At 62.4% G+C, this 26,247-nt stretch carries 26 protein-coding genes; 6 read left to right on the forward strand and 20 right to left on the reverse strand.

Going from position 1 to position 26,247, the window contains the following annotated elements; all coding sequences use genetic code 11:
* From BN1969_RS12280 to BN1969_RS12295, 4 genes are all read right to left on the reverse strand, one after another.
* Positions 1–601, reverse strand: a 601-nt coding sequence (locus tag BN1969_RS12280; protein ID WP_050624556.1) for a GNAT family N-acetyltransferase, incomplete at its 3' end; no start/stop codon positions are given.
* Positions 591–1,745, reverse strand: a complete 1,155-nt coding sequence (locus BN1969_RS18995) for a sensor histidine kinase (protein WP_329736908.1) — start codon at positions 1,743–1,745, stop codon at positions 591–593. The genes BN1969_RS18995 and BN1969_RS12280, both read right to left, overlap by 11 nt.
* Positions 1,738–2,433, reverse strand: coding sequence for a VanR-ABDEGLN family response regulator transcription factor (vanR, locus tag BN1969_RS12290; RefSeq protein WP_050624557.1), 696 nt, complete (start codon positions 2,431–2,433; stop codon positions 1,738–1,740). Before vanR ends, BN1969_RS18995 begins: the two co-directional genes overlap by 8 nt.
* A 162-nt stretch (positions 2,434–2,595) precedes the next feature.
* Positions 2,596–3,537, reverse strand: coding sequence for a LysR family transcriptional regulator (locus BN1969_RS12295; protein ID WP_050624558.1), 942 nt, complete (start codon positions 3,535–3,537; stop codon positions 2,596–2,598).
* Between the two features lie 276 nt (positions 3,538–3,813).
* On the opposite strand from BN1969_RS12295, the gene BN1969_RS12300 reads away from it, so the two are divergent.
* Positions 3,814–5,082 (forward strand): FAD-dependent oxidoreductase, encoded by a 1,269-nt coding sequence (locus tag BN1969_RS12300; protein WP_050624559.1) that lies wholly within the window; start codon positions 3,814–3,816, stop codon positions 5,080–5,082.
* Between the two features lie 24 nt (positions 5,083–5,106).
* On the forward strand, positions 5,107–6,549 hold the full coding sequence (locus tag BN1969_RS12305; RefSeq protein ID WP_050624560.1) for an SLC13 family permease: 1,443 nt from the start codon (positions 5,107–5,109) through the stop codon (positions 6,547–6,549).
* 131 nt (positions 6,550–6,680) lie between these two features.
* On the opposite strand, the gene BN1969_RS12310 is transcribed toward BN1969_RS12305, so the two are convergent.
* Complete coding sequence (locus tag BN1969_RS12310) at positions 6,681–7,622, reverse strand: LysR family transcriptional regulator (protein ID WP_082203584.1); 942 nt, start codon at positions 7,620–7,622, stop codon at positions 6,681–6,683.
* A 238-nt stretch (positions 7,623–7,860) separates the two neighbouring features.
* On the opposite strand from BN1969_RS12310, the gene BN1969_RS12315 reads away from it, so the two are divergent.
* From BN1969_RS12315 to aroE, 4 genes are all read left to right on the forward strand, one after another.
* Positions 7,861–9,303, forward strand: coding sequence for an SLC13 family permease (locus BN1969_RS12315; protein ID WP_050624562.1), 1,443 nt, complete (start codon positions 7,861–7,863; stop codon positions 9,301–9,303).
* Between the two features lie 22 nt (positions 9,304–9,325).
* The gene (locus tag BN1969_RS12320) at positions 9,326–10,582 is read left to right on the forward strand and encodes an FAD-dependent oxidoreductase (RefSeq protein ID WP_050624563.1); all 1,257 of its coding nucleotides are present in this window, start codon (positions 9,326–9,328) and stop codon (positions 10,580–10,582) included.
* A 76-nt stretch (positions 10,583–10,658) separates the two neighbouring features.
* Positions 10,659–11,432: a type I 3-dehydroquinate dehydratase gene (aroD, locus tag BN1969_RS12325; RefSeq protein WP_336454709.1), complete on the forward strand. Its 774-nt coding sequence runs from the start codon at positions 10,659–10,661 to the stop codon at positions 11,430–11,432.
* A 14-nt stretch (positions 11,433–11,446) separates the two neighbouring features.
* Complete coding sequence (gene aroE, locus BN1969_RS12330; RefSeq protein ID WP_050624565.1) at positions 11,447–12,310, forward strand: shikimate dehydrogenase; 864 nt, start codon at positions 11,447–11,449, stop codon at positions 12,308–12,310.
* A 281-nt stretch (positions 12,311–12,591) separates the two neighbouring features.
* On the opposite strand, the gene BN1969_RS12335 is transcribed toward aroE, so the two are convergent.
* The 15 genes from BN1969_RS12335 to BN1969_RS12405 form a co-directional block, all read right to left on the reverse strand.
* Complete coding sequence (locus BN1969_RS12335; protein WP_050624566.1) at positions 12,592–14,202, reverse strand: vWA domain-containing protein; 1,611 nt, start codon at positions 14,200–14,202, stop codon at positions 12,592–12,594.
* 178 nt (positions 14,203–14,380) lie between these two features.
* Positions 14,381–16,084, reverse strand: a complete 1,704-nt coding sequence (locus BN1969_RS12340) for an ABC-ATPase domain-containing protein (RefSeq protein WP_050624567.1) — start codon at positions 16,082–16,084, stop codon at positions 14,381–14,383.
* 84 nt (positions 16,085–16,168) lie between these two features.
* A complete protein-coding gene (locus tag BN1969_RS12345) occupies positions 16,169–16,891 on the reverse strand; it encodes an alpha/beta fold hydrolase (protein ID WP_050624568.1) in 723 nt (240 codons plus the stop codon).
* Between the two features lie 96 nt (positions 16,892–16,987).
* Positions 16,988–17,824 (reverse strand): hypothetical protein, encoded by an 837-nt coding sequence (locus BN1969_RS12350; protein ID WP_050624569.1) that lies wholly within the window; start codon positions 17,822–17,824, stop codon positions 16,988–16,990.
* Between the two features lie 159 nt (positions 17,825–17,983).
* On the reverse strand, positions 17,984–18,484 hold the full coding sequence (locus tag BN1969_RS12355) for a DUF6933 domain-containing protein (protein WP_050624570.1): 501 nt from the start codon (positions 18,482–18,484) through the stop codon (positions 17,984–17,986).
* Between the two features lie 16 nt (positions 18,485–18,500).
* Positions 18,501–18,950, reverse strand: coding sequence for a flavodoxin family protein (locus BN1969_RS12360; protein ID WP_050624571.1), 450 nt, complete (start codon positions 18,948–18,950; stop codon positions 18,501–18,503).
* A gap of 15 nt (positions 18,951–18,965) precedes the next feature.
* On the reverse strand, positions 18,966–19,376 hold the full coding sequence (locus tag BN1969_RS12365) for a peptide deformylase (protein ID WP_050624572.1): 411 nt from the start codon (positions 19,374–19,376) through the stop codon (positions 18,966–18,968).
* 78 nt (positions 19,377–19,454) lie between these two features.
* Positions 19,455–19,790 (reverse strand): hypothetical protein, encoded by a 336-nt coding sequence (locus BN1969_RS12370; RefSeq protein WP_050624573.1) that lies wholly within the window; start codon positions 19,788–19,790, stop codon positions 19,455–19,457.
* A 40-nt stretch (positions 19,791–19,830) separates the two neighbouring features.
* Positions 19,831–20,238, reverse strand: coding sequence for an RbsD/FucU domain-containing protein (locus BN1969_RS12375; RefSeq protein ID WP_050624574.1), 408 nt, complete (start codon positions 20,236–20,238; stop codon positions 19,831–19,833).
* Between the two features lie 51 nt (positions 20,239–20,289).
* Complete coding sequence (locus BN1969_RS12380) at positions 20,290–20,904, reverse strand: SIS domain-containing protein (protein ID WP_050624575.1); 615 nt, start codon at positions 20,902–20,904, stop codon at positions 20,290–20,292.
* Between the two features lie 63 nt (positions 20,905–20,967).
* Positions 20,968–21,966, reverse strand: coding sequence for a ribokinase (locus BN1969_RS12385; RefSeq protein ID WP_050624576.1), 999 nt, complete (start codon positions 21,964–21,966; stop codon positions 20,968–20,970).
* Between the two features lie 91 nt (positions 21,967–22,057).
* Positions 22,058–22,984: a dihydrodipicolinate synthase family protein gene (locus BN1969_RS12390; RefSeq protein ID WP_077138759.1), complete on the reverse strand. Its 927-nt coding sequence runs from the start codon at positions 22,982–22,984 to the stop codon at positions 22,058–22,060.
* A 46-nt stretch (positions 22,985–23,030) separates the two neighbouring features.
* Positions 23,031–24,542, reverse strand: coding sequence for a tripartite tricarboxylate transporter permease (locus BN1969_RS12395; protein WP_050624577.1), 1,512 nt, complete (start codon positions 24,540–24,542; stop codon positions 23,031–23,033).
* A 19-nt stretch (positions 24,543–24,561) separates the two neighbouring features.
* Positions 24,562–25,041 carry a tripartite tricarboxylate transporter TctB family protein gene (locus tag BN1969_RS12400; protein WP_147577103.1) on the reverse strand — a complete coding sequence of 160 codons (480 nt, stop codon included), beginning with the start codon at positions 25,039–25,041 and terminating at the stop codon, positions 24,562–24,564.
* A gap of 95 nt (positions 25,042–25,136) precedes the next feature.
* Positions 25,137–26,180 carry a tripartite tricarboxylate transporter substrate binding protein gene (locus BN1969_RS12405; RefSeq protein WP_050624579.1) on the reverse strand — a complete coding sequence of 348 codons (1,044 nt, stop codon included), beginning with the start codon at positions 26,178–26,180 and terminating at the stop codon, positions 25,137–25,139.
* Between the last annotated feature and the right edge of the window lie 67 nt (positions 26,181–26,247).

Here is a 26,247-nt window from a genome sequence, read left to right on the forward strand (position 1 = left end):
TCAGCCGGGCGCCGCAGGACAGGGCCAGCCCCCGGCGGCGCAGGTCCGGCCGGGTGTCGATCTGGATCTCGATGCCGCCGTCCCAGACGGCGTAGGAGGAGGCGCCGGCCGCGGGGACCCCGTCCCGAAGAGCGATGACCCCCAGCCCACGCCGGGCGAAGTCGGGACCGTCCCGGAAATTGCCGCACAGGTCCCGGGACCAGTCCTGGGCCGTCAGCAGGGGATAGTGCCCGGCCAGAATGGGGGAGAGGGAGAAGCCTGGGGGCAGGGCGGCGGCGAAGGCGGCCAGCCGGTCCCGGTCAAAGTCCTCCGGGGCCCCACAGAGGGCATAGCGGAGGAAGGGGACGGCACGGCGGCCCCACACCGCCCGGATCACGGGGGCCCAGTCCCCGGTCCGGGGGACCAGCAGGGGCCGGTCGGCCTGCCGCACCAGGGCCGGGTCCGGCCGGCCGGCGAAAAAGCAGAAATCTCCGATGGCGCACAGGGCGCTCTCCGGCGGATGCCCGCCCCCGGTGCGCACCTGGCCCATGTGCCCCTGGAGACAGGAGAGGATCATCCCCTTCTCCCAGCCTGCGAACAGGGGGGCGGCGTCATGGCTCACGTGCTGGACCCTCCTCCCGCCGTCCGCCCCGGGGCAGCGTCACCTGGAAGCAGACCTGATCCTCCCGGCTCCAGGCGGTGATGGTCCCGCCGTGGAGAGTCAGGATCTCCTTGGCTATGGCCAAGCCAAGGCCCGCGCCCCCCGTCCGGGTGGCGCGGGAGCTGTCCAGGCGGAAGAACTGGTCAAAGATGCGCGCCAGCTTCTCCGGGGGGATGGTCCGCCCGGAGTTGAGGAACCTGAGGACAATGGAATCCCCCTCCTCCCCGCCGGAGATGCGGACCACGCTGCCGGGAGTGCTGTAATGGCAGGCGTTGCGGAGCAGGTTGTCAAACACCCGGGCCAGCTTGTCCGGGTCGCAGTCATATTCCAGGCTGGGGGGAAGCTCCAGGGCGCAGGTCAGGTCCCGCTCCCCCAGCATGGGGGCGAACTCGCTGACCACCTGCTGGAGCATCCGGCACAGGTCCACGGGCTGCTTCTCCAGCTCCAGATGGCTGAGGTTGAAGCGGGTGATCTCAAAGAATTCGTTGATGAGCTCCTCCAGACGCTCCGCCTTGTCCAGGGCGATGCCGGTGTAGCGGGCGCGCAGCTCCGGGGAGAGCTGGGGCTCGTCACGGAGCAGTGTCAGATAGCCGATGACGCTGGTGAGGGGGGTCTTCAGGTCGTGGGCCAGATAGACCACCAGGTCGTTTTTCCGCTGCTCCGCCTCCCGGGCGGCCCGCTGGGCACGCAGGGCCTCCTCCCGGGCCAGGTTCAGCTGGTCCTCCACGCTCTTCATGGAGGCGGGCAGGCGGATGGGCTCCTCCGTGGGACGGGTGAGCTGGGCGGAGGCGCCGATCAGCGCATCCAGCTGGCGGACTGGGCGGGAGATGAAGTGCCAGCTGATGACCACCCAGCCCAGCAGGACCACCGCTATGCAGAAAAAGAAGTAGTAGTCCCGGACCCACAGGAGCAGGTGGTAGAGAGGGTCGGTCTCATACCAGGTAAGGCGGCTGCACACCAGGACCCCCAGGGCGGAGACCGCCAGCACCACGGTCACCCAGGCCATCAGGGCCAGCAGATAATACCCCCAGCGCTGGAGGGCGCGGTAGAGCCCACGGTCTGTCTGGAGCCGCTGCGCCAGACGGGGCTTGCGTTCCTTACTCAATGGTGTAGCCCACCCCCCACACAGTCTTGATGAATTTCGGCTTTCGGCTGGGTTCGTGCATCTTCTCCCGCAGGCGGGCGATGTGGGACATGACGGTGTTGTTGCTGTCCATATACTTCTCTCCCCACACCGACTCGAACAGCTCCTCGCTGGACACCACCTGCCCCCGGTGCTGGCACAGGTACCATAGGATGGAAAATTCCAGGGGGGTCAGGGGGAGCTCCTCGCCGAACAGCACGCACTTGTGGGTGGCCCGGGAGATCTGGAGCCCCCGGAAGTCGTGCTCCTGCACCTCTCCCCCCGGCTGGCCGCCCTGGTTGTACCGGGTGTACCGCCGGAGCTGGGTCTTGACCCGGGCCACCAGCTCCAGAGGATTGAAGGGCTTGGTGAGGTAGTCATCCGCCCCCAGGGTCAGCCCCATGATCTTGTCCATGTCCTCCACCCTGGCAGTGAGCATCAGGATGGGGAACAGGTGCGCCTCCCGGATCTTCTGGCACAGGGTGAAGCCGTCCATATCCGGGAGCATCACATCCAGGATGGCCAGGTCAAGCGGCGTGGAGGCCACACAGGCCAGGGCGTCCCCCGCGCGGCCGAACTTGTGGACGGTGTAGCCCTCATTTTTCAGATAGACCTCCACCAAGTCGGCGATGGCGGCCTCGTCGTCTACGATCAAAATGTTTGTCTCCATGTCCCGGGACAGTCTCCTTTGTGGTTTTGTCCATTGTACCACGGGGAGGAGGCCCTGTCGAGAGGCAGGGCCGGACAGAAAGCTCCCCCCTCGCGCTCCGTCCGACGGACAGTGCGCGAGGGGGGAGAATGCCGGGAACCGCCCGGGCGCGGAGGGCGGAGGCTACGGCTCCCCGCAGGGGCCGGGGGTGTTGTCCCTGTAATAATCCACGATGTGGCGGACAAAGCCGCCGGCCAGCCGCTGGCGGGCCTCCACCTCCTTGGGGACCACCAGCACGGTGTTGCGGGAGATGGGCGGGTCGATGGGGATGGCCTCCACGTCATACTGGGTGGCGGCAATGCGCTTGGAGAGGATGGAGATCCCGAAATTTCCCTCCACCATCCCCAGGATGGCGTCCACCTGGTCGCACTCGAAGGCGATGTTGGGCCGCAGGCCGCACTGGCGGAAGGATTCCCGGATGATGGCATTGAGACCGTAGCTCTTGTCCAGAATGACCAGCTTTTCCTCCGCCAGATCCTGCCAGGTGACCACATCCAGCCCGGCGAACCGATGGCGGCGGCTGACGATGGCGTGGTAGTTGTCCACCACTAGGGTATAGAGGCGGTAGTGGTCCAGCTGATAGGCGTCGATGTTGGACGCCTTGGAAAAGGGGGAGATGATGTGGGCGATGAAGGCCATATCCAGCTTTCCCGCCACCAGCTGGTCCATCACCCCCAGGGAGGTCCCCCGCTCGATGTCGATGGTGACGCCGCCGTCGGGATACTGCTTCAAAAAGGTGGAGATGGGGGTAGTCAGCCCCACCCGGCCCATGTGGTCCACACTGCCGATGTGCAGATGCCCGCTGTTGGAGAACCGCTTGATGGAGGCCATCATCTCGTCATAGTCGGCCAGCAGCTTTCGGGCGTGGGGCTCGAACTCCCGGCCTGCGGGCGTCAGCGTCACCACCCGGCGGCTGCGGTCAAACAGACGGACGTTCAGCTCATCCTCCAGCTTGCTGATCTGCTTGGACAGGGCGGACTGGGAGCTGGAGACCTCAAAGGCGGCCTTTGTAAAGCTCCGCTGATCCACCACATTGACAAAGCATTTCAACTGAAACAGGTCCATCTGACATCCATCCCTTGTGCAGATTGCCGTGATATGCCCTATGATACCATGGGGGGCGGAGAAAGACAACGAGAGTTTCCCAAAATCCCAGGCAGTATGATACCAAATTGGAAAATAAAAATTCCAAAACAGAATGATATGCTGTTTTGGAATGGAATATGCCTTGAAAATAGAATCCGATTCCGTTTCGGAAATATGACTTTCCAAAGTGAGATTGCTTTTTGTCCCGGATTTTGGTTAAAATGACGCCAAACAACAGAAGAAAGAAGGGAGTACATGCAGCAAGAGACACAGTTTGATCTGATCGTGGTGGGAGGCGGCACAGCCGGGGCCTTCAGCGCCATCGCCGCGGCCCGGGAGGGGCTGAAGGTGGCCGTGGTGGAGCGGGGGACCTGCCTGGGCGGCCTGGCCGCCAGCTCCGGTCTGACCGAGATGAACGCGGCGGGCTTTCAGGGGGCGCCCCTCTACCGGGGGATCGAGCGGGAGGTCTTTGACCGCCTGATCTGGGGCGGACATGCGGCCTACCACTTCGCAGTCCCAATGTCCTCCAACAAAGAGGTGAAGATCGACCGCCTCCGCTATGACCCGGAGCGGCTCAAGCTTCTGCTGGAGCAGCTGGCCGTGGAGGCGGGGATCACCCTGCTCTATGAGACGGAGCTGACCGCGGCCAGAGAGGGAGAGGAGGAGTGTCAGATCACGGCCCGGGGGCCGTATCAGGAGATCGCCCTCTCCGGAAAATACCTGATCGACGCCACCGGAAACGCCTCCCTGGTCCAGGCGCTGGGCGGGGAGACGGAGGCGGCGGACGAGAGGGAGCGGATGATCGCCACCCTGATGTTCCGCATCTCCAACGTGGACCTGGACCAGCTGGACGCCTTTATCCACAGCCCACGCCTGGGGGAGACCATCCGGCAGGGCCGGGAGAGCGGTGTGCTGAAGGGAGGCATCCTGGCCTTTACCCCCATCCCCGGCACCCGGGACGTGAGCCTGAATGTCACCCGGGCCAAGTTTGACCACGAGGATCTGGCCGACGCCACCCGGGGGATGGTGGAGCTGAGGTCCCAGATCGAGCCCATCTTCCGCTTCGTCCAGCGGGAGGTGCCCGGCCTGGAGGGGGCCTACCTCTCCGGCATCGCCCCTCTGGCCGGTGTGCGGGACGCCCGGCGCATCCGGGGGGCCTACCGGCTGACCATCGAGGATCTGGAGCGGATGACCTGCTTTGAGGACCGGGTGGCCTGCGGATGCTATCCCATGGACCTCCACGACCCCGTGACCAACACCGTGGTGTGGAAGATGCTCCCCGGGGTCTATCATATCCCTTACCGCAGCCTGCTCCCCCTGGGGATGAAGCGGACCCTGGCGGCCGGAAAGTGCCTGTCCGCGGACCCGAAGGCCTTTGGGGCGGTCCGGGTCATGCCCATCATGATGAACGTGGGAGAGTCGGCGGGCTATGCGGCGGCATTGGCCCTGCGGGAAAACAAGACTCTGGACCAGATCTCCTCCGCCAGCCTGCGGAGCTGTCTGGATCAGAAATATGGTGTGTAAGAAAGAGAAGGGAGAGATCCAAAAGTGAAAGGCAAGACCTCAAAACTCGTGATGCTGCTGATCTCCTTTGCGTTCATCCTGCTGTTCCAGTTCATCCCCGCTCCCGCGGGCCTGAACCAGACCAGCATGCAGGTCATCGGTATCTTCATCGGCATCATGCTCATGTGGAACTTCATCGGCACCGACTGGCCCAGCCTGCTGTGCATGGCGATCCTGGCCATCTTCCAGATCATGTCGCCGGGGGATATCTTTAAAAGCGGCTTCGGCAACTCCACCATCGCCTTCCTGCTGGTGTTCTTCATGCTCAGCCACGTGCTGTCCCAGGTGGGCCTCACCCGCCGGCTGGCCATCTGGTTTTTTACCAACAAGCTGGCCCAGCGCAGCCCATGGATGTTCGTGACCATGTTCCTCTTCGGGGCCATGTTCATGGCCTCCTTCATGTCTCAGACCGCGGCCCTGCTGGTCTTCCTGCCCATCGCGGAGCAGGTCTTCAAGGAGCTGAAGTATGAGAAGGGGGACCGCTTCCCCCAGATGCTGGTGCTGGGCCTGGGCATCGCGGTGGGGATCGGCTCCGCCAACACCCCCCTGGGCCACGCCATCATCCTGATCCCCATCCAGCTGCTGGAGTCCCAGACCGGCCTGTCCGTGAACATCATGGCATACAGCGCTTTCGGCATTGTCACCGGCCTGCTGATCTTTGCGGCCCTGATCCTGGTGTACCGCCTGCTCTACCGCCCGGACCTAAACAAGCTGCGCCACTATGATGCCACCAGGCTGCGCTCTGACCTCCAGCCCATGAGCGTGCAGGAGAAGATCTCCGCGGTCCTGTTCGTGGTGGTCATCGTGATCTGGCTCCTCCAGGGCTTCCTGAAGGACATCGCCCCCACCGTCGGCGGGTATATCTCTGCGCTGGGCAATGCGGTGCCTGTGATGGTGGCCATCGTGATCCTCTGCCTGACCAAGGTGGACGGCAAGCCCATTATGGATTATAAGGACGCGGCCGCCCGCGGCGTGCCCTGGAGCGCCCTGATCTTCAATGCCGCCGTTCTGGTCATCAGCGGCGCCCTGACGCTGGAGAAGGTGGGCATCTCCGACTTCCTTATCAGCAACGTCACCCCCCTGGTCTCCGGGATGAACCAGACCATCTTCATCCTGGTCATCGCCACCCTGTGCATCATCGCAACCAACTTCTCCTCCAACACCGTGTGCGCCACCGTGTTCTATACCATCTCCGCCCCCATCGCCCTGGCTATGGGCAACATCAATATGGTAGCCCTGGCCTCCGTCATCGGAGCCGCGGCCTCCTACGCCTTCGCCACTCCCCCCAGCACCATGCCCATGGCCGTGGTGGCCGGCACCGGCTGGGTGGACGTGAAGGACATGTTCAAGTACGGCGGCCTGATGGCCCTGCTGAGCATCGTGATCCTGGCCTTTGTGGGCTACCCCATCGCCGCCGCGGTGCTGTAAGCGGCCGCCTGGCACGCAAGATCTCAGAGCGGCGTGAGGCGTCCGCCCCACGGTGGATGCCGGAATGAAAAGCCCCGTGAGGTCCGCTCAACGGCAGACCCCGCGGGGCCTTTCAGGATATCGAAAAAAGGCTACGCCAGATTTTGAGTCTTGACATAATGATAAAAGGATCTCACGTGGGGCGGGATCTCTTTCTGGTTGAGGATCACCATCTGAGTGTCCCGCAGCAGGGCATCCTTCAGGGGGATGATGCACAGGTCGTCCGACTCCTCGATGACCAGGGGAGAGAGCATGGCGATCCCCATGTTCTGGGAGACCATATGCAGAACAGAGCGGACAGTGGTGCAGTACATGGCGATATGCAGGGGGACCCTGTGGGCGTCAAAGGCTTTCTGAACGGCCCTGTGATAGACGTCCATGGTCCGGTCCGTCATGATAAAGGGCTGGTCAGCCAGGTCCTCATATGTGAGCTGGCTCCGGCCTGCAAAGGGGTGGTCCCGGCTGACCACGATCTGATAGGACTCCCGGAAGCAGGAATGGGAGCGGTATTCTGGATACTGAGAGAAATTGGCCCGCTCAGCTCCTTCCGGGTACATGCTGGAGACAAAGACCACATCCAGCTCCCCTTTATGGAGATCCTGAAGGAGCGGCGTGGTGGTGGATTCCCGGATCTCGATCTCCATGCTGGGGTGGAGCTTGGAAAAATTGGCCACCAGAGGGGCCAGGCGGTTGTGCAGGCCGAAATAGATGCTGCCCACCCGGAGGGAGCGCTTGCCGTTGCTGCGGTGCTGTTCCATGGCGTGGAGCATCCCTTCATAACAGACCATCATCTGTTCGGCGTAAGCGACGAAGTCACGGCCTGCCGGGGTCAGCTCCACGCGGCGGGTGGTGCGCTCAAAGATGGAGATCCCCAGCTCCTCCTCCAGCCGGCGGATGCTTTTGGACAGGGAGGACTGAGAGCGGTTGAGCTGAAAGGATGCCTCCAGAAATGTGCGGTATTTTACCACCGCCAGCACGTGGCGGACCTGGTCCAGCTCCAACAGAGCACCCCCTCTCAGAATGATCCTTTTCATTATAGCATGACGCCTGCCCCGTTACAATGAGAATGGACCGAATGTTTTGGGGGCAGAGTGGAAAATACCAGGAGAAAGAGAGGGGAAAATGCACAAAAAAGGAATAAAAGATTCTATTTATTCCTCTTGAGAATAAATAGAGAGGGAAGAAGAATTGCTCCTGAGATGGTTTGCTCTATAATTTGACACAGAGAACGAGCCGGCTTGAAAATCAGATCAGGAGGAATGTGAGAAGATCATGAGTACGAAAAAAACGATCGCGACTATCATCGGCGTCCTGCTTATGTTTGGATGTCAGTTTCTGCCCCCCGTCTTTGGGCTGACCCCTCTGGGGATGCAGGTGGCCGGTATTTTCATCGGCACGATCCTGCTGTGGATGTTCGTTTCGGTCACCTGGCCCAGTATCCTGTGCATCATCGCGCTGATCCTGTCCCCGCTGTACACGTATTCCAGCGGCCTGTCGGGCTCTATGGGGGGCTGGATCACTTCCTTTGTGCTTTTCAGCTCCATGGTGACCTATACCCTGGGCCAGACCGGCTTCCTCAAGCGCTGCGCGGTCTGGTTCGTCACCCGGCCCTGGGCGCAGAAGAACCCCTGGCTGTTTTTGGGGCTGCTGTTTCTGGCTCCCCTGGTCATCGGTTCCTTTATGTCTCCCATCCCGGCCTTTATCGTCTGCCTGCCCATTGCAGAGCAGATCTTCAAGGAATTGAAGTACGAGAAGGGCGACCGTTTCCCTCAGATCGTCGTGCTGGGCATCCTGTTTTTTGCCTCCCTGTCCACTGCTGCCACCCCGATCGCCCACACGGTCACCACGATGGCACTCTCCCTGTATGAGAACGACGCCGGGGTCCCGGTGAATTTCGTCTCCTATACCATCTTCGGCGTAGCGGCATGCCTGGTCACTTTCGCGGCGTCCATGGTGCTGACCAAATTCGTCTGTCGTCCAGGGACGGAGCGCCTGAGCAGTCTGGACAGCTCTGTGCTGAAGTCTGAGACCACTCCGATGAGCCGCCAGGAGAAATATACGCTGCTCGTCTTCGTGCTGGTGGTGGCCATGTGGCTGCTGCCCGGGATCATTGCGCCTGTCCTGCCCGAGGTGGCCTCCGCCATCTCCTCGCTGGGGACGCCCACCCCGGCCATGATCGGAGCGTGCCTGCTGTGCGTCCTCCATGTGGAGGGGAAGCCTCTGATGAACTTCAATGAGGCCGTGGCCAAGGGGGTGCCCTGGGGTGCTGTGTTCATGGTGGCGGCCACCAGCGTGCTGGGCAGCGCCCTGACCCATGAAGAAGCGGGCATCACCGCTGTGGTCAGCGGAGCGCTCTCCCCCATCATCGGCAGTATGTCCCCCATTATCTTCGTGCTGTTTATCGCCCTGGCCACGGTCATGATCACCAACTTTGCCTCCAACACGGTCACCGTCACTCTGATGTACAGCATCTCGCTGCCGCTGGTGTACGGCGGAGCTATTTCCGGGGTCGATCCTGCCGCGTTGACCTGCGTGATCGGCGCCTGTGCCTGCGTGGCCTGCGCGACTCCGCCCTCCACGGCCCACGCCGCCATTGCGGCCGGGTCCGGATGGCTGAATACGGATACGATGCTCAAATATGGGCTCTTGTGGTCCGTCACAGCGGCCGTGATCTTTGCGGTGGTGGGCTACCCGATCGCCGCGGCCATCATGTGACAGAGGGAAAGGAGAGCTGCTTATGGAACGACAGTTTGATGTTATTGTGGTCGGCGGCGGTACCGCCGGTTTTGCAGCCGCTGTGACGGCCGCCAGAGGGGGCGCAAAGACGCTGCTCATCGAGGAAAAGGCGTATTTGGGCGGGACCGCCACCGGAGCGCAGGTGAGCATGTTCATGGGTTTTGCCGATGGTGAGCCGGACAGGCCTCAGCAGGGCATCATCAAGGACGTGATGGACGGCCTCGCCGCTGCGGGCGGGACCCCCGGCATCGAGACGATCTATCTATGCGGACGCAGAGACCTGGATATCCCAGTCATCCCCTATGAGTCCGAGATACTCAAAGATCTGATCTTCGATCTGGTGGACCAGGCGGGCGTGGAGCTGCTCCTTCATACCCGGGTCATCGGCGCGCAGGTAGAGGACGGCGTCATCACCGCACTGACCATCCACAACGAGCAGGGGGTCCAAACTGTGAGCGGCAAAGTGGTCATTGACGCCTCCTTCCATGGGAGCGTGGCGGTCAGTGCCGGCTGCCGCTGGGAGATAGGGGACGAAAAAGGAGTCCTTCAGCCCGGGACCTTGATGTACAAAATGGCCGGTGTGGACATAGCGCGGTATGAGCAGGTCAGCCAGCCGGAGCGGGAGCGTCTGGCACAGAAGGGGATCGAAGAAGGGTGCCTTTATGTCAATAACCTGTTGGCACGCCCCCTCCCATCCGGAACGATCTACTCCAATATGAGCCGAATTCGGATCGATCCTCTGGATGCGGCTCAGTGGAGCCGGGCGGAGATGGAGGCCCGGCGTCAGGTAAGGAGGATCAGCCGCTTCTTTATTGAAAACGTGCCGGGATTTGAGAAGGCCTACCTCATCTCTACAGGAGATTTCACCGGCCTGCGGGACTCCCGAAGGATCCAGGGGAAATATGTCCTCACGGGTGAGGACGTGGTAGAGGGGAAGCTCTTTGCAGACCCTGTAGTCAGAAGCTCCTACCCTGTGGATATCCATGACACCGACGGTGTCTCCAGCACCATCGTCAAGCCCAAGACGGGCGTGTTCTATATCCCTTACCACTGTCTGGTCACCAACGAGATCTCCAACCTCCTGCTGGCGGGGCGGTGTATTTCCACTGATTATGCGGCCCACGCCTGCATCCGTGTCATGATAACCTGTATGCGCCTGGGAGAGGCGGCAGGTCTGGCTGCGGCTGAGAGCGTGCACCTGGGGACAGCGCCCAATGCCCTGGACGGCAGGAGCATCTCAAAGCAGCTGGGCTTTTGAAAAATTGGATCTGGGGCTGCCGCAGGGATACCTGCGGCGGCCCCCCGTATTTTGATATTTGGCAAAGGAGAAAGTTTTGATGAAAACAGTGATGCTGCGCAATGTCGAGGTGGGCTGCGGAAAGCCCAAGGTGATCGTCCCCATCGTGGCCGCTACGGCCCAGGGCATCCTGGAGAAGGCCCGGGAGTTCCGTGCCCACGCCCTGGACGTGGTGGAGTGGCGGGTGGACTTCTATGAGGATGTCTTCCAGCTGCCTAAGGTGCTGAGCACACTGAAGGGGCTGCGGGAGATCCTGGGGGAGACCCCCATCCTGTTCACCTTCCGCACCAGGAAGGAGGGGGGCGAGAAGGAGATCGACATGGAGGCCTATACGGCGCTGAACACCGCGGTGGCCCAGTCGGGAGACGCGGACGCCGTGGATGTGGAGGTCTTCTCCGGGGACGAGGTGGTCCGCCGGAACATTCAGGCCATCCACGCCGCGGGGAAAGCGGTGGTGGGCTCCAACCACGACTTCGGCGGCACGCCGGACAAGGCTGACCTGCTCTTCCGCCTGCGGAAGATGCAGGAGCTGGGGGCGGACATTCCGAAGATCGCGGTGATGCCCCGGTGCCCGGGAGATGTCATTGCCCTGCTGGACGCCACCCAGGAGATGAGCGGGAAGTACGCCGACCGGCCCATCATCACCATGTCCATGGGGGCCGGGGTGGTCAGCCGCCTGTGCGGGGAGTACTTCGGCTCGGCCATGACCTTCGGCGCGGTGGGCCAGGTCTCCGCCCCCGGGCAGATCCCCGTGGAGGAGCTGAACGCCGCCATGGATATCCTCCACCGGGCCCTGGCCCCCCGGAGCTGAGGGGAGGGGGATAAATGAGCCGTCAAGTCACCGGCCGCACGGGACTGCTGTGCCTGCTGGGCAGCCCGGTGGCCCACAGCATCTCCCCCGCGATGCACAACGAGGCCTGCGCTCTGCTGGACCTGGACTATACCTACCTGGCCTTTGACGTGGCGCCGGACCGCCTGGCCGAGGCGGTGGAGGGGCTGAAGGCTCTGGGGGTGCGTGGCTTCAACGTGACCATGCCCCACAAGACTGCGGCGGCGGCCCTGTGCGAGCGCCTCTCTCCGGCCGCCCGCATCTGCGGGGCGGTCAACACCGTGGTCAACGAGGGCGGAAGCCTGGTGGGCCACACCACCGATGGGGAGGGCTATATGAGGAGCGCCCGGGAGGCGGGCTTTCAGCCGGAGGGGAAGCGGATGGTCCAGCTGGGTGCCGACGGTGCCGGCACCGCCGTCCTGGTCCAGGCCGCTCTGGACGGAATGGCGGCCATTGATGTGTTCAACCCCAGGGACGCCTTCTGGCCCCGGGCGGAGCGGGTGGTGGCCGAGCTGGAGCGGGCCTCCCAGTGCCGGGTGGTCCTCCACGATCTGGACGACCGGGAGGCGCTGCGGACCTGCCTGGGGCAGGCGGACCTTCTGGTGAACACCACGCCGGTGGGTATGGAGCGGATACCGGGCTGCCTGATCCCCGACGCCTCCTGGCTCCACGCCGGGCTGACCGTGTCGGACGTGATCTACCAGCCCCGGGAGACACAGCTGCTGAGGATGGCCCGAGAGGCGGGACTGAAGACCTTCAACGGGATGTATATGCTGCTCCACCAGGGGGCGGCATCCTTCCGCCTGTGGACCGGGCGGGAGATGCCCATCCAGCAGATCCGGGAGAAGTATTTTCAATAGGGGACTGGCAGGGACCAAATCAGTGCGGCCAGCGCCGGGAAGGCGCTGACCGCACTGCTGCGCTTACAGGACGGAGCGGGCGGGGCCGCCGGGACCATACAAGTATCATGCTCCCCAAAGTCGGAACAGGCCAAAGGGACCCGACCGTCGGGAGCATATTTCTTGGGAAGTTTGTCCGAAGACCAGGAAAGCGGCAAGACGCCCCGCCAGAAGGAGAAGAAACGGCCCGGGGAGGTATGTACCACCGCCGGAAGGCGGTGGTTTGCGGGGAAAGAGGCAGTTTACAGGGTCAGGACAGACTCACAGCAGCGGAAGTCGCTGTCGATGTTGTGGGCGATGAACCGGGCCTTGAAGCTGCGGGGGTTGCACATGACCTGGGTGGAGCCGCCAGAGATATCAAGATCCTCCGGAAGCACGAACTTGATGCATTTGACCAGCACATCGCGGCAGGTGGGGAAGTTATGGGCCGGGATGGTCATGGCCTTGGTCCCGCGCTGATACTCCATTCCATTTTCGTCCACCTCAGTGAGAATGGCGGCCAGGGCCACCCGCTTGCCAGGGCACACATTCTTGATGGTCACATCCATCTGGATGATGCGGCCCAGGGACTCCAGATAGACATTGCCCATGTCCACCACCACGGAGTCCGAGCAGCCTTCGATGGTCAGGTCCGCCGGCACGGGGCACTCCTCAGGATTGACCACCACGTCGCACTCCACAGACACGGTGGGCTCAGGAAAGTCCACCACATTCCCCTCGGTGTCGGAGTAGGTGATAGACTCATTGACCAGCTTGGTGCCGGGATTCTGGCCCACGTGGCGGATGAAGAACTCCAGCGCAGCACTCTCCGGGGAGGAGACGCCCAGCTGGGGGATGGTCCAGCGCAGGGAGGTGGCATTGAGCATGGTGGCGCTGCCGGCAGAGGGCGTCAGGATGCTGGTGATGACGAAATCAGCGGTCACGGTCTCGTTGATGACGATGTTGGTGGCACCAGTCTTGGAGATATTGGCCGCCAGCTCCGCAAAGAGCTCCTCCAGTTCGGCGGCGTCGGGGGTGACCGCTACGTGGCTGGCGTCGGGGTCGGTGGCCCAGTCGTTGAGTGCGTTGACATCCACCCCGTCAGAGCCCAGCAGGCCGATGCAGTAGATGACGATGCCCTGGGCCCGGGCGGCGGCTGCGACGGGGGCCGGGGGCGCACCGGCGGTGGTCTTTCCGTCGGTGAACATGACGATGACCTTGTCATTGCTGGAGCTGGGGGCAAAGAGGGCGATGGCCTTGGAGGAGGCATCGGCATGGTTGGTGCTCCCGCCAGCGGAAAGGGAGTCTACAGCGGTCTTCAAGGTGGAGAACGAGGGGGGNAGGCCGATGCAGTAGATGACGATGCCCTGGGCCCGGGCGGCGGCTGCGACGGGGGCCGGGGGCGCACCGGCGGTGGTCTTTCCGTCGGTGAACATGACGATGACCTTGTCATTGCTGGAGCTGGGGTCAAAGAGGGCGATGGCCTTGGAGAAGGCATCGGCATGGTTGGTGCTCCCGCCAGCTGAAAGGGAGTCTACAGCGTTCTTCAAGGTGGATACCGAGGTGATCAGCTGGGTGTTCTGCTGAGCCGTATCGGCAAAGCTGACGATGCCGATGTGGCTGCCGGAGCCGATCTCACCGGAGGACTGGCCGCCGGTGGACTGGGAGATGATGTCGATGAAGGTCTTCGCGCCGGTCTTCATGTTGGTCAGCGGGGTCCCGGTCATACTGCCGGAGCGGTCCAGTACCAGCGCGATGTCAGTGGGATTGGAAATAATATCAGGAGCGGCAGTGAGGGCCAGCGTGACTTTCAGGGAGCCGTCACAGTCGATCCTATCTGTATTGATCACTTTATTAGAATTTGTAATACCCATTCGTATTACCTCCTTCGGGGCGAGGCCCCAAAACAATCTATGCGCCGCTGCCCCACGTTGACACCGCCGCCCATAGAAAAGGCGTCCCCCTCCGGACCGGCCGGAGAGGGACGCCTCTGTGTGGTGGGGCCAATGCCCCCATCTGGATGGGGGCGTGGGGCCTGCGGGGACCAGCCGGTCACAGCAGGTCCAGGAAGCGGCAGCGGTCAAAACAGGCGAAGATCTCCTGACGGCGGGGGCGGGCCAGGAAGGGGACGCCGGAGGGGGAGCCGCACAGGGCGGGCAGGCCCTGTTCTTCCATCAGCCGGTCCAGCTCGTCCACAATCTGGCGCAGGGTGCGCCTGCCGTCCATCAGGCGCCGCTGGGCGTAGACCATGCACCAGCCCAGGGCAGCAGACTGCTCGCCGTCAGCCAGCTGCTCCACATACCGCAGATCGATGGTCTCCCGATCGATGGATATGCCGTCCCGGCCCAGGGCTTTGAGCTTGATCCGGTCTCCCCGGAACTGGGGGGAGGGTCTGGGACAGCGGCAGAGACCGGGGGCGGGAGCAGGCTCCATGACGGCGCTCCCGGCGGGGAAGGCCCGGGCCTCCTCCTTGGCGGAGGCGGTGATGTCCCGGGGGACATACCGGTCCATCTGGATGATGCGGTCGGCGGCGTGGAAGAAGGCGCCGGAGCTGCCTGCCACGATGACAGTGGAGATGCCGTGGATACCATAGAGCTCCCGGATGCGGTCGAGGAAGGGGGTGATAGGCTCCATGTCCCGGTGGATGACCCGCTGCATCAGCTCATCCCGGATCATGAAGTTGGTGGCGCTGGTGTCCTCATCCATGAGGAGCAGGGAGGTCCCCGCCTCCATGGCCTCCACCACGCCGGCGGCCTGGGAGGTGCTGCCGCTGGCGTCCTCGGTGGTGAAATGGACAGTGTCCTTTCCGTTGGGCAGGTTGTTGATAAACATGGAGATGTCGGTGTTCCGGATGCTCCTCCCGTCCTCGGCACGGATCTTGACCGCTGTGCGGTCGGTGATGACATACTCCCGCCCATCCCCGGCGATGTGGTCGTACACCCCCAGCTCCAGGGCCTTGAGCAGGGTGGACTTCCCGTGGTAGCCGCCGCCCACGATCAGAGTGATCCCCTTGGGGATGCCCATGCCGGTGATGGTCCCCCGGTGGGGCAGCTCCAGGGTGACCGAGAGCTCTCTGGGGGAGCGGAAGGGGACGGCCTGCTTCATGGGCAGGGAGGAGACGCCGGAGGTCCGGGGCAGGATGCTGCCGTCGGCCACAAAGGCGCACAGGCCCAGGGCGGGCAGCTGCCGGCGGATATCCTGCTGGTCTTCCGCCAGGTCAGCCGCTTCCTGGAGGCGCTTTCCGTCCAGATTGCGGTAGAGCAGGGACTCCTCCACGCACCGGGGCAGCAGGTCGAAGAGGATCTTTTCCAGCTCCCGGGCATTGATGGTGCGGCCGTTGGCGGGGAAGCCCACCTCCAGCCGCAGCAGCAGATCACCGTGCTCCGGGTCCAGGGTGCAGGCGGTCCGCTCCAGCACCTCCTGGCCGCACCGGCTGATAGAGATGAGGCCGCTGTGTCCCGAGCCCTTAGCCTGAAAGGAGGCCTGGGCCGCCCGCCGGCCAAGCTGGCGGGTGAGCGCATCCTGAAGGGCGATGCGCCGGCAGGGGGTCTGATAGAGCTGCCTGGGGAATCCGGCCTGCTTTCCGTTCACATGGATGCTCAATTTGGAGGGAGCGGCAAAGGGGTCCCCCTGTACGTGGTCGATGGACAGCACGTAGGCGGGGAACTGATAGGCGCCCCGGGTGTCCTTATAGGCCGGATAGCCCTTCCGGTCGATGCGGGCCAATAGGTTTCTCAGATCTGTTGAAGTCTGCATAGCGATACTCCTGTCAATTTGCTTTTGTGCCCCGGAGAGCGGCACAGGGCCTGAAGTACCTGTGGGAAAGGATGGAGGGAGCGCCTATCTCTCCTGCCGCTGGGCGAGGAAGTCGGAGATGGCCTCCACAGTCCGGGCCTGCTGTTCCTGAGGCGTGATCTCCGCCGGCGGGTCACCCCGCTGGAGGCCGTAGCTGCCGAACTGGGCATGGTTGCCGCCGTCGATCTCCACCACATGTTCCGTATAGTCGATCTTGTCCTCCACGCTCTGATTCAGGGAGCCGTAGACGGTGAGGGTGTCTGCGGACGGGTATTCGCCGTAGAGATAGGCCCCCAGCAGGATGAGGCCGTCCACCTGGTCCCGGTGCCCGGCGGCGAATTGGGAGGCCATGGCTCCGCCCATGGAGTGTCCGGCCAGATACCAGTGCCGGATCTCCGGAAATTGGACCATCACGTCTTCGGCGGCGTTGACATCAAAGATGGCCATGCGGAAGGGCATCTCCACCAGAATACAGGTGAGGCCGGTCCTCCGCAGCTGGTCCAGCAGAGGCAGGTAGGCAGCCCCCTCCACCTTGGCCCCGGGGTAAAAGATGATGGCAGTGTCCGTGGGATAGGACGGGGAGAGGATGGTCAGGCTGCCCCGGACCTCAATGTTCTCGCCGCTGGCCAATACATCCAGGGCCGCATCCTCTGCCCGGTAGTAGTCGGATACATACCAGAAAAATCCGGCCGCCAGAAGAAGCATCGCCAGCAGGACACCCGTGGCCAGTCGCAGCCCCTTCCGGTGAAAAACAGCTGTGATCTGCATAAGAGAGCCACTTCCCATCTGTTATGATCGGATCAGTTCCCTTGCTGGCGGGGGCTCGTGCGAAGTATCTCCGCACACCCGACCTGCGGGAGGCCTTTACTGGGGCTCTCCCCGTTTTTTTCGGAAAAGCCGATCCTTCAGCCCGTGGTGGATGCCGCTGTAACTGACCGGCAGCTCCACGGACAGCAGGATCTTGGCAAACCAGAGGAAGGACAGCAGGACCAGGACCGGGATGGCGCAGCAGGTCACCAGCATCACGGCCAGCGCCTCCATAAAGCGGTTGACCATCTCGCCCACTTTGTCCGTGATCCCGGAGACCCCGTCTGTCACGGTGGAGATCAGCCCGGAAAAGAAGCCTTTTTCTCCCTCGCCCGCCGTCTCTGATTCGCTCTCCAGCTCCGCGGCGGCATCTCTGGCTGTTTCAATGGTGGCCTCGATGGATGCCTGGTAGGAGTCCTCGATCAGATCAGAGACATAGACGCTGGCTGGGATGACCAAAAAGATCAGCAGTCCAAACGCGGTCAGCCTTGCCGCCAGCAGACGAAGGCTTTTCCAGTCAAAGAGGACATACAGCACATACAGCAGGCAGGACACGGGGATCAGGAAGGAAAAGGTCACCGTTCCGGTGATGGTCAGCAGATATTTTTCCAGGAACACGGCACACAGCACCAGCAGAAAATGGGAGCTCAGATCGGCCAGCTTGTCGGCAATCGGGGTGGCGACGTCACCGGGGATCAGCGTGATCGCCGCAGAAGCGGCGGCGGAGGCGGCGGACAATTCCAGCACGGTGGTCTGCTTCTCCTCCAAGGCTGCCAGAGTAGAGCCGTGAAGATCCGGGGACGAGGCGGGACCGGAAAGGACGAACACGGACAGCAGTGCGATGAGCAGCGGAATGACGACAAACAGCGTCTTTTTTTGCAGAACTTCCTTCATAGCTTTTCTCTCTTTCCATTTCTTTTTTGCATGAAAAAATGGCGGGCAGTGCAAGGCGGCGCGCTCAACAGTTACCTCTGTGGCCTGCGGCCTTTACAACAGCCTTTGCAGAGCTCGCGAAGCAGAGGAGAAAACTAGGGGGGATGCCCTGCGTCCCGCTCATAACAGCGATGCGGATATCCGCTCCAGCCCTGTCCCCAGTCCCTCAAAGCCTGCGCACCGGCTGGAGCAGGTGTTGACGGCGCGGTCCAGCAGGGGCTGGGCCTGGCGTTCCGTGTCCAGGCACAGGTCCAGCGCCAGCACGTCCTCCCACGCCCGGTTGAGGAAGGCCACCTCCCGGCGGCCATGAGTGCGGGTGAGGCAGGCGGGCCCGGCCTTTTCCAGATAGCCCTCCACCCGGGACGGGGAGAGGCCGGCGGCGGTGAGGCTGTCGGCCAGGCCTGCGCGGAAGAGGCCGGGGATGTCCTCCCGCTGGAGAGGGGGCACATCCCAGCGGACAAAGGCGTAGCGGCTGTGGCAGTGGACGGCCAGTAGGCACCCGCGGCCCCGCAGGCGGATGACATGCAGGTCCCAGCAGAAGCGCCGGTCCGGCTCTGTGCCCCAGGCCGGCGTTTTTATCCCCAGGAACCGCTGGAGGGGAAAGGTCAGTCCCAGTTCCATCACGCCGCCTCCTCTCTCACAGGCGGGTCAGGATGTCCCGGAAAAAGCCGCGGGCGCGGTCCAGGTCCCCCTCATCCGGCCGGCCCTTGGCCAGGCCGCCCACCAGCTTGAAGGGGCCGAAGGTGTCGTAGCCCTTGCAGCCGAAGGTCCCCAGCACGGCGCAGCCCCGCTCCCCGGCCAGCTCCTTCAGCTCCCGGGTGCTCTGTCCCATGCCGCCCCCGTAGGTGCAGACGAAGAACACAGGCTTGCCATGGGGCAGATACTGCCGGGCGGCGTGTAAGACGCTGGTGTGGAACTTCCCAAAGTAGACGCCGGAGGCGAAGCCGACGCAGTCGTAGTCCTCCAGCCGGACGGTCTGGCGGACGGTGGCGTCGATCAGGTCGATCTCCCCCTCCCGGGCCATGGCCTCCAGCACCTTCCGGGTGTTGCCGTGGTGGCGGGAATAGTAACAGACGGCGGTTCTCATGACATGACGCTCCTTTTAAATGAGGATGCCCTCGCAGTGGTCCAGCTCGTGCTGGATGATCTGGGCGGTCCAGCCGGTGAAGGTCTTACACCGCTCCTGGAAACGCTCGTTCTGCCAGCGGACCTTGATGGACCGCCACCGCCGGGCCCTCCGGGTGCCGGAGAGGGACAGGCAGCCCTCCTCCGCCTCATAGGGGCCGGACCTTTTGACGATCTCCGGGTTGAGCATGACCAGATAGCTGCCCTCGTTGTCAAAGGCGATGATGCGCTTGTTCACGCCGATCATATTGGCCGCCATGCCCACGCAGCCCGCGCTGTGGTGGGTCAGCGTCTCCAGCAGGTCCGCTGCCGCGGGCAGGTCCTCCGGCGTAGCCGGCTCGGCCTTCTGGGCCAGAAAGGTCTCGTCTTTGCAGATGTCACGGATCATAATTTCGATCTCTCCTTTTGCGGCAGGCTCACCCCGGCACAGCGCGCAGCGCCTGTCTGGAGGTCGGTGACTGTCCCCTCAAAGTCCGTTTCCCCTCTCCGGGCCGGACCCGGCTGGGCGCTTGAGCTCGAAGGAGTGCTGATCCTCCCCGGAGAAGCCGGCGGCCTCGTTTTGGAAGAGGGGCAGAGATCTGATCTCGTCGGGCCATGGGTCCAGCTCCAGCCAGCTGAGAACGCGGCGGTGGCCATCCTCCAGTCCCCGCGTGATCCTCTCGCCGTTCTCAATGGCTGTGATACGCGCCTCCTCTTTCAGGCTGTCACAGGCATTATAGCACAGAAATGAGAAAAATGCCACGATGGAGAGCCTGTTTCGGGAGAAGACCGCGGGAACAAAGGAGCCTTTCTCCGCATCCATGCGGAGAAAGGCTCCCTAAAAACGAGTGAGACAGGCCGGATCAGGCCACGCCGATGGTGATCAGCAGGTTGGAAAAGATACGCTGTTCCCCGGTGGAGATGGCCAGCCGGACGCCGGGCTGACAGCAGGCGTCATAGAACTCATAGCGTCCCAGCTTGTTCAGCTCCATGCCGTCCAGCATGGTCTGGAACTCCCCGAAGATCTCCGGAGTGGTGCCGTCGGCGGGGTCCATGACCTCCGCCTTCTCGATATTCACCGTGCTCTGGATGGCGGCCAGAACGTCGGTAACAGTGGGCAGGCCGGGGGTCAGCCCCAGGTACACGGTCTCTGCCTGGCCGGTCTTGGAGTCCAGGGGGTAGTTGCCGTCTGCGATGAGGACCTTGTCCCCGTGGCCGCACAGGGCCAGGGCGGCCATGATGTCGGGGTGGATGAGCTTTCCTTTCAGCATTTGAATGACCTCACTTTTTCTCCGGAGGGGACGGGGCCCGCCCCGGAATGTTTACTTTTCGTTCTCCCGCAGCTCGCCCAGCTTTCCGCCGGGGTGGCAGCGGACGTATTTGACGGGGTCCCAGTCCTTCTCCACCTGGAGCGCCACAGAGAGGGCCTGAAGGGTGAGCAGCTCCGCCAGCACGGAGTTGCGGGGGGCCCGGTTCAGGGGGCCGCCCTCCGCCTTGACGCCGGCGAAGAGGAAGGCGTCGGTGTGCTTGGCAAGCCAGCTGTTCGGGTTGCCGGAGACGCCGATGACCTTGCAGCCGTTGTTCTGGACAGCCAGCACGGTGGCCTTCAGCTCGGCGGTCTCACCGGAATTGGAGATGGCGATGACCACGTCCCCGGCCGCCAGCTGCCCGCAGGAGCCGTGGACGGCCTCGGTGCCGTGGAGGTAGTAGGCGGGGTTGCCGGTGGAGGAGAACAGGGAGGCGGCGTAGGTGGACACATGGCTGCACTTGCCGATGCCGGTGACGTGGAGACGGCCGCCCTTGGCCTGGGAATCCAGGATCAGCTGGGCGGCGGCCTCGTACTCCTCGGGACTGCGTGCCTTCAAAAAGGCATTGAATTCGGTCTCTGCGGCGGCAAAGAAATTGGATACCGCCTGTTTGCTCTCAGGTTTCAGCATAACGACTCTCCTTATGGATAGGATTTGACTGCCCCCGCGGGGACGGGGACAGTCAAGGACAGATCACTGCTTCAAAGCGTCCAGCTCCGCCGGGTCAAAGCCCTGGTAGTCCCGCTCCACAAGGAGCTGCTGGACCTCCTCCACCGTGGGCAGGCTGGGCATGGCGCCCATACGGGACACAGTGATGGCGGCGGTGTGGCTGGCAAAAGCCAGGGCCTCGCCCTGGGGCAGACCGGCGGTGAGGCCGGTGCAGAAGGCGGCCACAAAGGAGTCGCCGGCGGCCGTGGGGTCGGCCACATGCTCCATCTTCACGCAGTGGGTGTGATGGATGCCGTTTTTCCCCGCCGCGATGGAGCCGTTTTCCCCCATGGTGATGATGAGGTTCTCCACCCCCCGGGCCTGGAAGGCCTGGGAGACCACGGCCACGTCCTCCATGTTGATGCCGTTGGAGACGTCGATGGAGTGGCCGGCCAGGATGGCGGCCTCGTGCTCGTTGGGGGAGAGGTAGGTGGCGCAGGCGAGCAGCCGGTCGGACATGGGGGCGGCTGGGGCGGGGTTGATCATCACGGGGACCCCGGCGTCGTGGGCCCACTGGGCCACCGCCTCGATGACCTCCATAGGCAGCTCGAACTGCATCATCACCAGGTCAAAGCGGCCGATCTCCTCCCGGAGCCAGGCCACGTCGTCCACCGTGATGGTGAAGTTGGCGCCGGGACAGACAGTGATGCGGTTCTGGGCGCCGTGTTCCGTCACCTCCAGGGTGATGTGGCCTACGCCGGAGGACTCCTGGGGGTCCACTGACACATGGGACACGTCCACACCGGCAGCGGCAGCGGTATCCGTCATGATCTTACCGAACGCATCGTCCCCCACCTGGCCCACCATGGTCACGTGGGCGCCCAGGCGGGCACACTGGACCGCCTGATTGGCGCCCTTCCCCCCCGGCGCGGTCTGGAACTTCAGGCCGATGACGGTCTCGCCGGAATTGGGGGCGCGCTTGGTGGAGGCGATCAGATCCATCATAAAGCTGCCCACCACCAGAATGTTTGGCTTTTTCAGCATGTCAGAGCTCCTTCTTGGACACTTTTTTTGTACAGTTCCACTCTTTTATTCTAATCATTTTTGCAGAGAAATCAAGAGCGGATACACATTTTTACAGGATGCCCAGCTGCTTTCGGACGTAATTCTCCATGGCGATGAGGCTCTCCACCTCGCCTCGGGCATTCTTGTCCAGTTTGGCTGCGTCGGCGCTGCGGGTCACCAGCGACATGGGGACGTCCACCAGGTTTTGATGGTATTTGGCGGAAACAGGGTAGGCCCGCATCTCGATCATGGCGGCGGTGGTCAGGAAGTGGGCTACCAGCTGGGCTTTCTCAGGATCAGAGTCCTTGTGGTCATAGGCCCACTTATAGAGATCCGGGTGGAAGTTGGCCATAACGCCGTTGTAGCCGGCGGAGCCATGGCAGTAGCTATCATACCAGGACTGGGCGTTGGCATTGAAGATCTTCAGGGGAGTGCCCTCCACGGCCTTCAGCCGCTCCCGGATCAACTCATAATCACAGCAGGTGTCCTTCAGAAATACCATGCGGCCCTCCGGGGCCACTTTACGGAGAAAGTCTAGAGAGACCAGGCGCTTCCAGGGCATGGGGCACTCGTAGATACCGAAGTCTACCTCTGGGAACCGGTCAAAGATCTCCTGAGCGTTCTGGAAGAAGACCTCCTCGCCCTCGTTGTTCTGATCCAAGCGGTTGGAGACCAGCACATAGGCGCCGATGCCGGGGATCTTCATCATGTCCTCGATCTGCTTATACTGGTCCGATTTGGAGTCAGCGGTATGTCCGGAGGCCACCACCTGGATGCGGCCGTCCACCGCGTCCACCACCGCCTTGGCGATATCCAGCTTCTCCTGCTCGGTGAGGAAGGCCATCTCGCTGGACTGGCAGACCGCAAAAATGCCGGTGCAGCCCTTCTTAATGTACCAGTTGCACAGGCCCTCGATGGCCTTGAAGTCCGGTTTGTTGTCCTCGGTAAAAGGGGTGATCATGACCGGCCATACGCCGGGCTGAATGGAAAATGCCATAATACAACGACCTTTCTTTTCCAAATGTTGTTCAGGGGGGCGGAGATCACTTGGCCGCTTTGCTCTTCTTGCGGAGCTGGCCGATGGCGGGCAGCACCAGGGAGAGAACGGTCAGGATCAGCAGGACCACCGTGATGGGGCGGGTCAGGAATATGCTGTAATCACCCAGAGACATGGACAGGGCGCGGCGGAAGTTGCTCTCGCACAGGTTGCCCAGCAGCAGGGCCAGCACGAAGGGACCCAGCGGCACCTCACAGCGCTTGCACAGGAAGCCCACAAAGCCGGCTGCGAACATGACATACACGTCGAACATGGAGTTGTTCACCGCGTAAGAGCCCAGGATGCAGAAGCCCACGACGATGACCCAGATGACCTCCTGGGGGACTTTCAGGATCAGGGAGGCGAACTTGGTGGACAGAAGGCCCAGGATCAGGATCATGATGTAGCCCACCACCATCAGGCCCATCACGTTGTAAACAAATTCAGGTTTCTCCACGAACATCATGGGGCCTGGCTGCATTCCATACATCATCAGGGAGCCGATGAGCACAGCGGTGACGCCATCGCCGGGGATGCCCAAGGTCATCATAGTGGTCATGGCTCCGCCGATGACGGCGTTGTTGGCGCAGGAGGTGACGGCCAAGCCGTTGACTGCACCCTTGCCGAACTCCTCCGGATGCTTGGAGAAGTTCTTGGTCTGCTGCCAGCAGATGATGGCGGCGATATCACCGCCAGTGCCGGGCACCGCACCGATGACGGCGGAGATGGCACCGCATACCAGAGTGGGGATCACGCTGGCCTTGGTCTCCTTGGCAGTGGGGAAGGCCTCTGCGGTGTTGCTCACGATCTGGGCGTTCTTCCGGGCCTCCTTGTCGGCGGGGGAGCTCTTACTGATCTGGTAGAGCACCTCGCCCACGCCGAACATGCCCACCATGACTACGACGAACTCAATGCCGCTGAGCATGTTGATGTTGCCAAAGGTGAAGCGCAGGGCACCGGTCATGGGGTCCATGCCAATGGTGGAGACCAACAGGCCCAGAGCGCCGGCCAGCAGGCCCTTGAACACACTGCCGCCGGAGACACCGATCATCATGGACAGTCCGAACAGAGCCATGGCGAACATCTCGGGGGGGCCGAACTTCAGGGCAAACTCCGCCACGGGGAAGGAAAAGACGATCAGGACCACAGTGCCGATCAGGCCGCCGATGACCGAGTAAATGGTGTTCATATTCAGGGCTTTCTTCACCTTGCCCTGAGTGACCATGTAGTAGCCGTCGAAGGTCTGAGCGATGGAGGCGGGGGTGCCGGGCGTGTTGATAAGGATGGCGGAGATGCCGCCGGCCCAAATGGCGGAGTTATAGATGCCCAGCAGTACAGCCATGCCCTGCGCGGGTTCCAGCCAGAAGGTGAGGGGAGTCAGAATGGCAATGCCCATGGTGGCGGACAGGCCGGGCAGAGTACCGATGACCATACCGGCCACTACGCCCAGGATGCAATAGAAAAAGACATCCGTGGTAAAGATGGTGATAAAAGTATTGCTGATCAGTGAAAAATCCATATTGTTTCCTCCTCCCGTCTCAGAAATCCAGCATGACGTTGAGGACCTTGCTGAATACCAGATAGGTGGACACAGAATATGCCACCGCCAGGATCACAGCGGGGACCGGCTTCATCTTATACAGCAGCCCCAGGCCAAGAGAGAGGATCAGGCTGGCCGCAATGTAGTGGAAGAGGTTCCATACCACCAGGAAGGCCACGAACAAGACCAGAGAGATCAGAATAGCGATACCGTTCTCCTTGGTGATGGATTTGAGATCAAAATATGTGATTTTGTTTTTTGCGCCGATGGCGATGATGATCACGGAGACTGCCATGACCAGGACAGAGATCCCAACGGGGAAAGCTGAGGGACCGGGCGTCCCGTCCACCGCTGTAGAGCTGGGCAGCTGCATGGCCATGACCAGCCACCACAGGCCGATCAGGAACCCTATCAGGCCCAGGACCGTGTCGGAGTTGAAAATAGAATTTACTTTTTTCGGCTCCACGTTTGTTTTCACCCTTTCCTTTGAATCAAAAAGCGATCGGGCCGGCCGCAGCAGGCCGGCCCGATGCCCCTATCACAAGATTCGTGCGACTGAGATTGGAGCAGCGTTTACTGCGCAGTGTCGGTGAAGTACTCGGTGTAGAACTCGTACTGGGACTGCGCAAACTCAGCGAACTCTTCATGGTCCATGATCAGGGGGGAGTACTGCCCCTGAGAGGCCAGCTCCTTGAACTCCTCGGAGTTGACGGCCTTCTCGAAGGCGGCATACAGGACTTCCTTCACATCGTCGGGAGTGCCCTTGGCTACGCCAAAGCCGCCCCAGGCGGTGACATCCACATCATACCCCAGCTCCTGGAGAGTGGGGACGTCGGGGTTGAACTCGCTGCGGTCGCTGGAACAGACAGCCAGGATCTTCAGCTTGCCGGAGGCGACACCGGAGGCCACCTCGGACTCAGAGACGGGAACCATCTGCACATGGCCGCCCATCAGGTTGGTGACGGCGGTAGCGGCGCCGTCAAAGGGCACCAGGTTGATCTCGATGCCGGCGGCCTTGGCGAAGGCATCAGCAGCGATATGCCACACAGAACCGGTGCCGGAGGTGCCGACCTGGAGCTCGCCGGGGTGCTCTTTGCACCAGGCGACCAGGTCCTCGATGCTGTCCCACTCGGAGTCGGCGCTGACAGTGATGGCAGCGGGCTGAATGTTGCAGGCATAGATCATGTCGAAAGCGGAGGGCTCGATGATCTCGGTCAGACCCTGAGCCTTGACCATGGCCAACTCACAGGGCAGGTAGCCCACGGTGTAGCCGTCGGGGGTGGATTCCTTTACGTAGGTCATGGCCACCACACCGGAGCCGCCGGTCATGTTGGTGGCGGGGAAGGGAACGCCCAGCTCATCAGACACCATCTGAGCGATAAAGCGGGCGTTGGTGTCAGACAGACCTCCAGGAGAGGCGTGGATGATCATGCTCAGGCTTTTGCCGTCAGGGAAGTTGGTGGTGGTAGTGCTGCTGGCGTCAGAACCGCTGCCGGAAGCGGCGGCGCCGCTGCTGGCAGCCGGGCTGGAAGTGTTGCCTCCGCCGCAGGAGGCCAGAGTCCCCAGGATGAGGGCGGTGCTCAAGCCAGTTGCAAGAAGTTTTTTCCAATTTTTCATTGTGGAATCCTCCTTATTTTATTTGTCGCGTTTGGTTTCCTTTTTATTTCTATATGTGCCGGCATCC

Source organism: Clostridium phoceensis, from assembly GCF_001244495.1.
Taxonomy (GTDB): domain Bacteria; phylum Bacillota; class Clostridia; order Oscillospirales; family Oscillospiraceae; genus Lawsonibacter; species Lawsonibacter asaccharolyticus.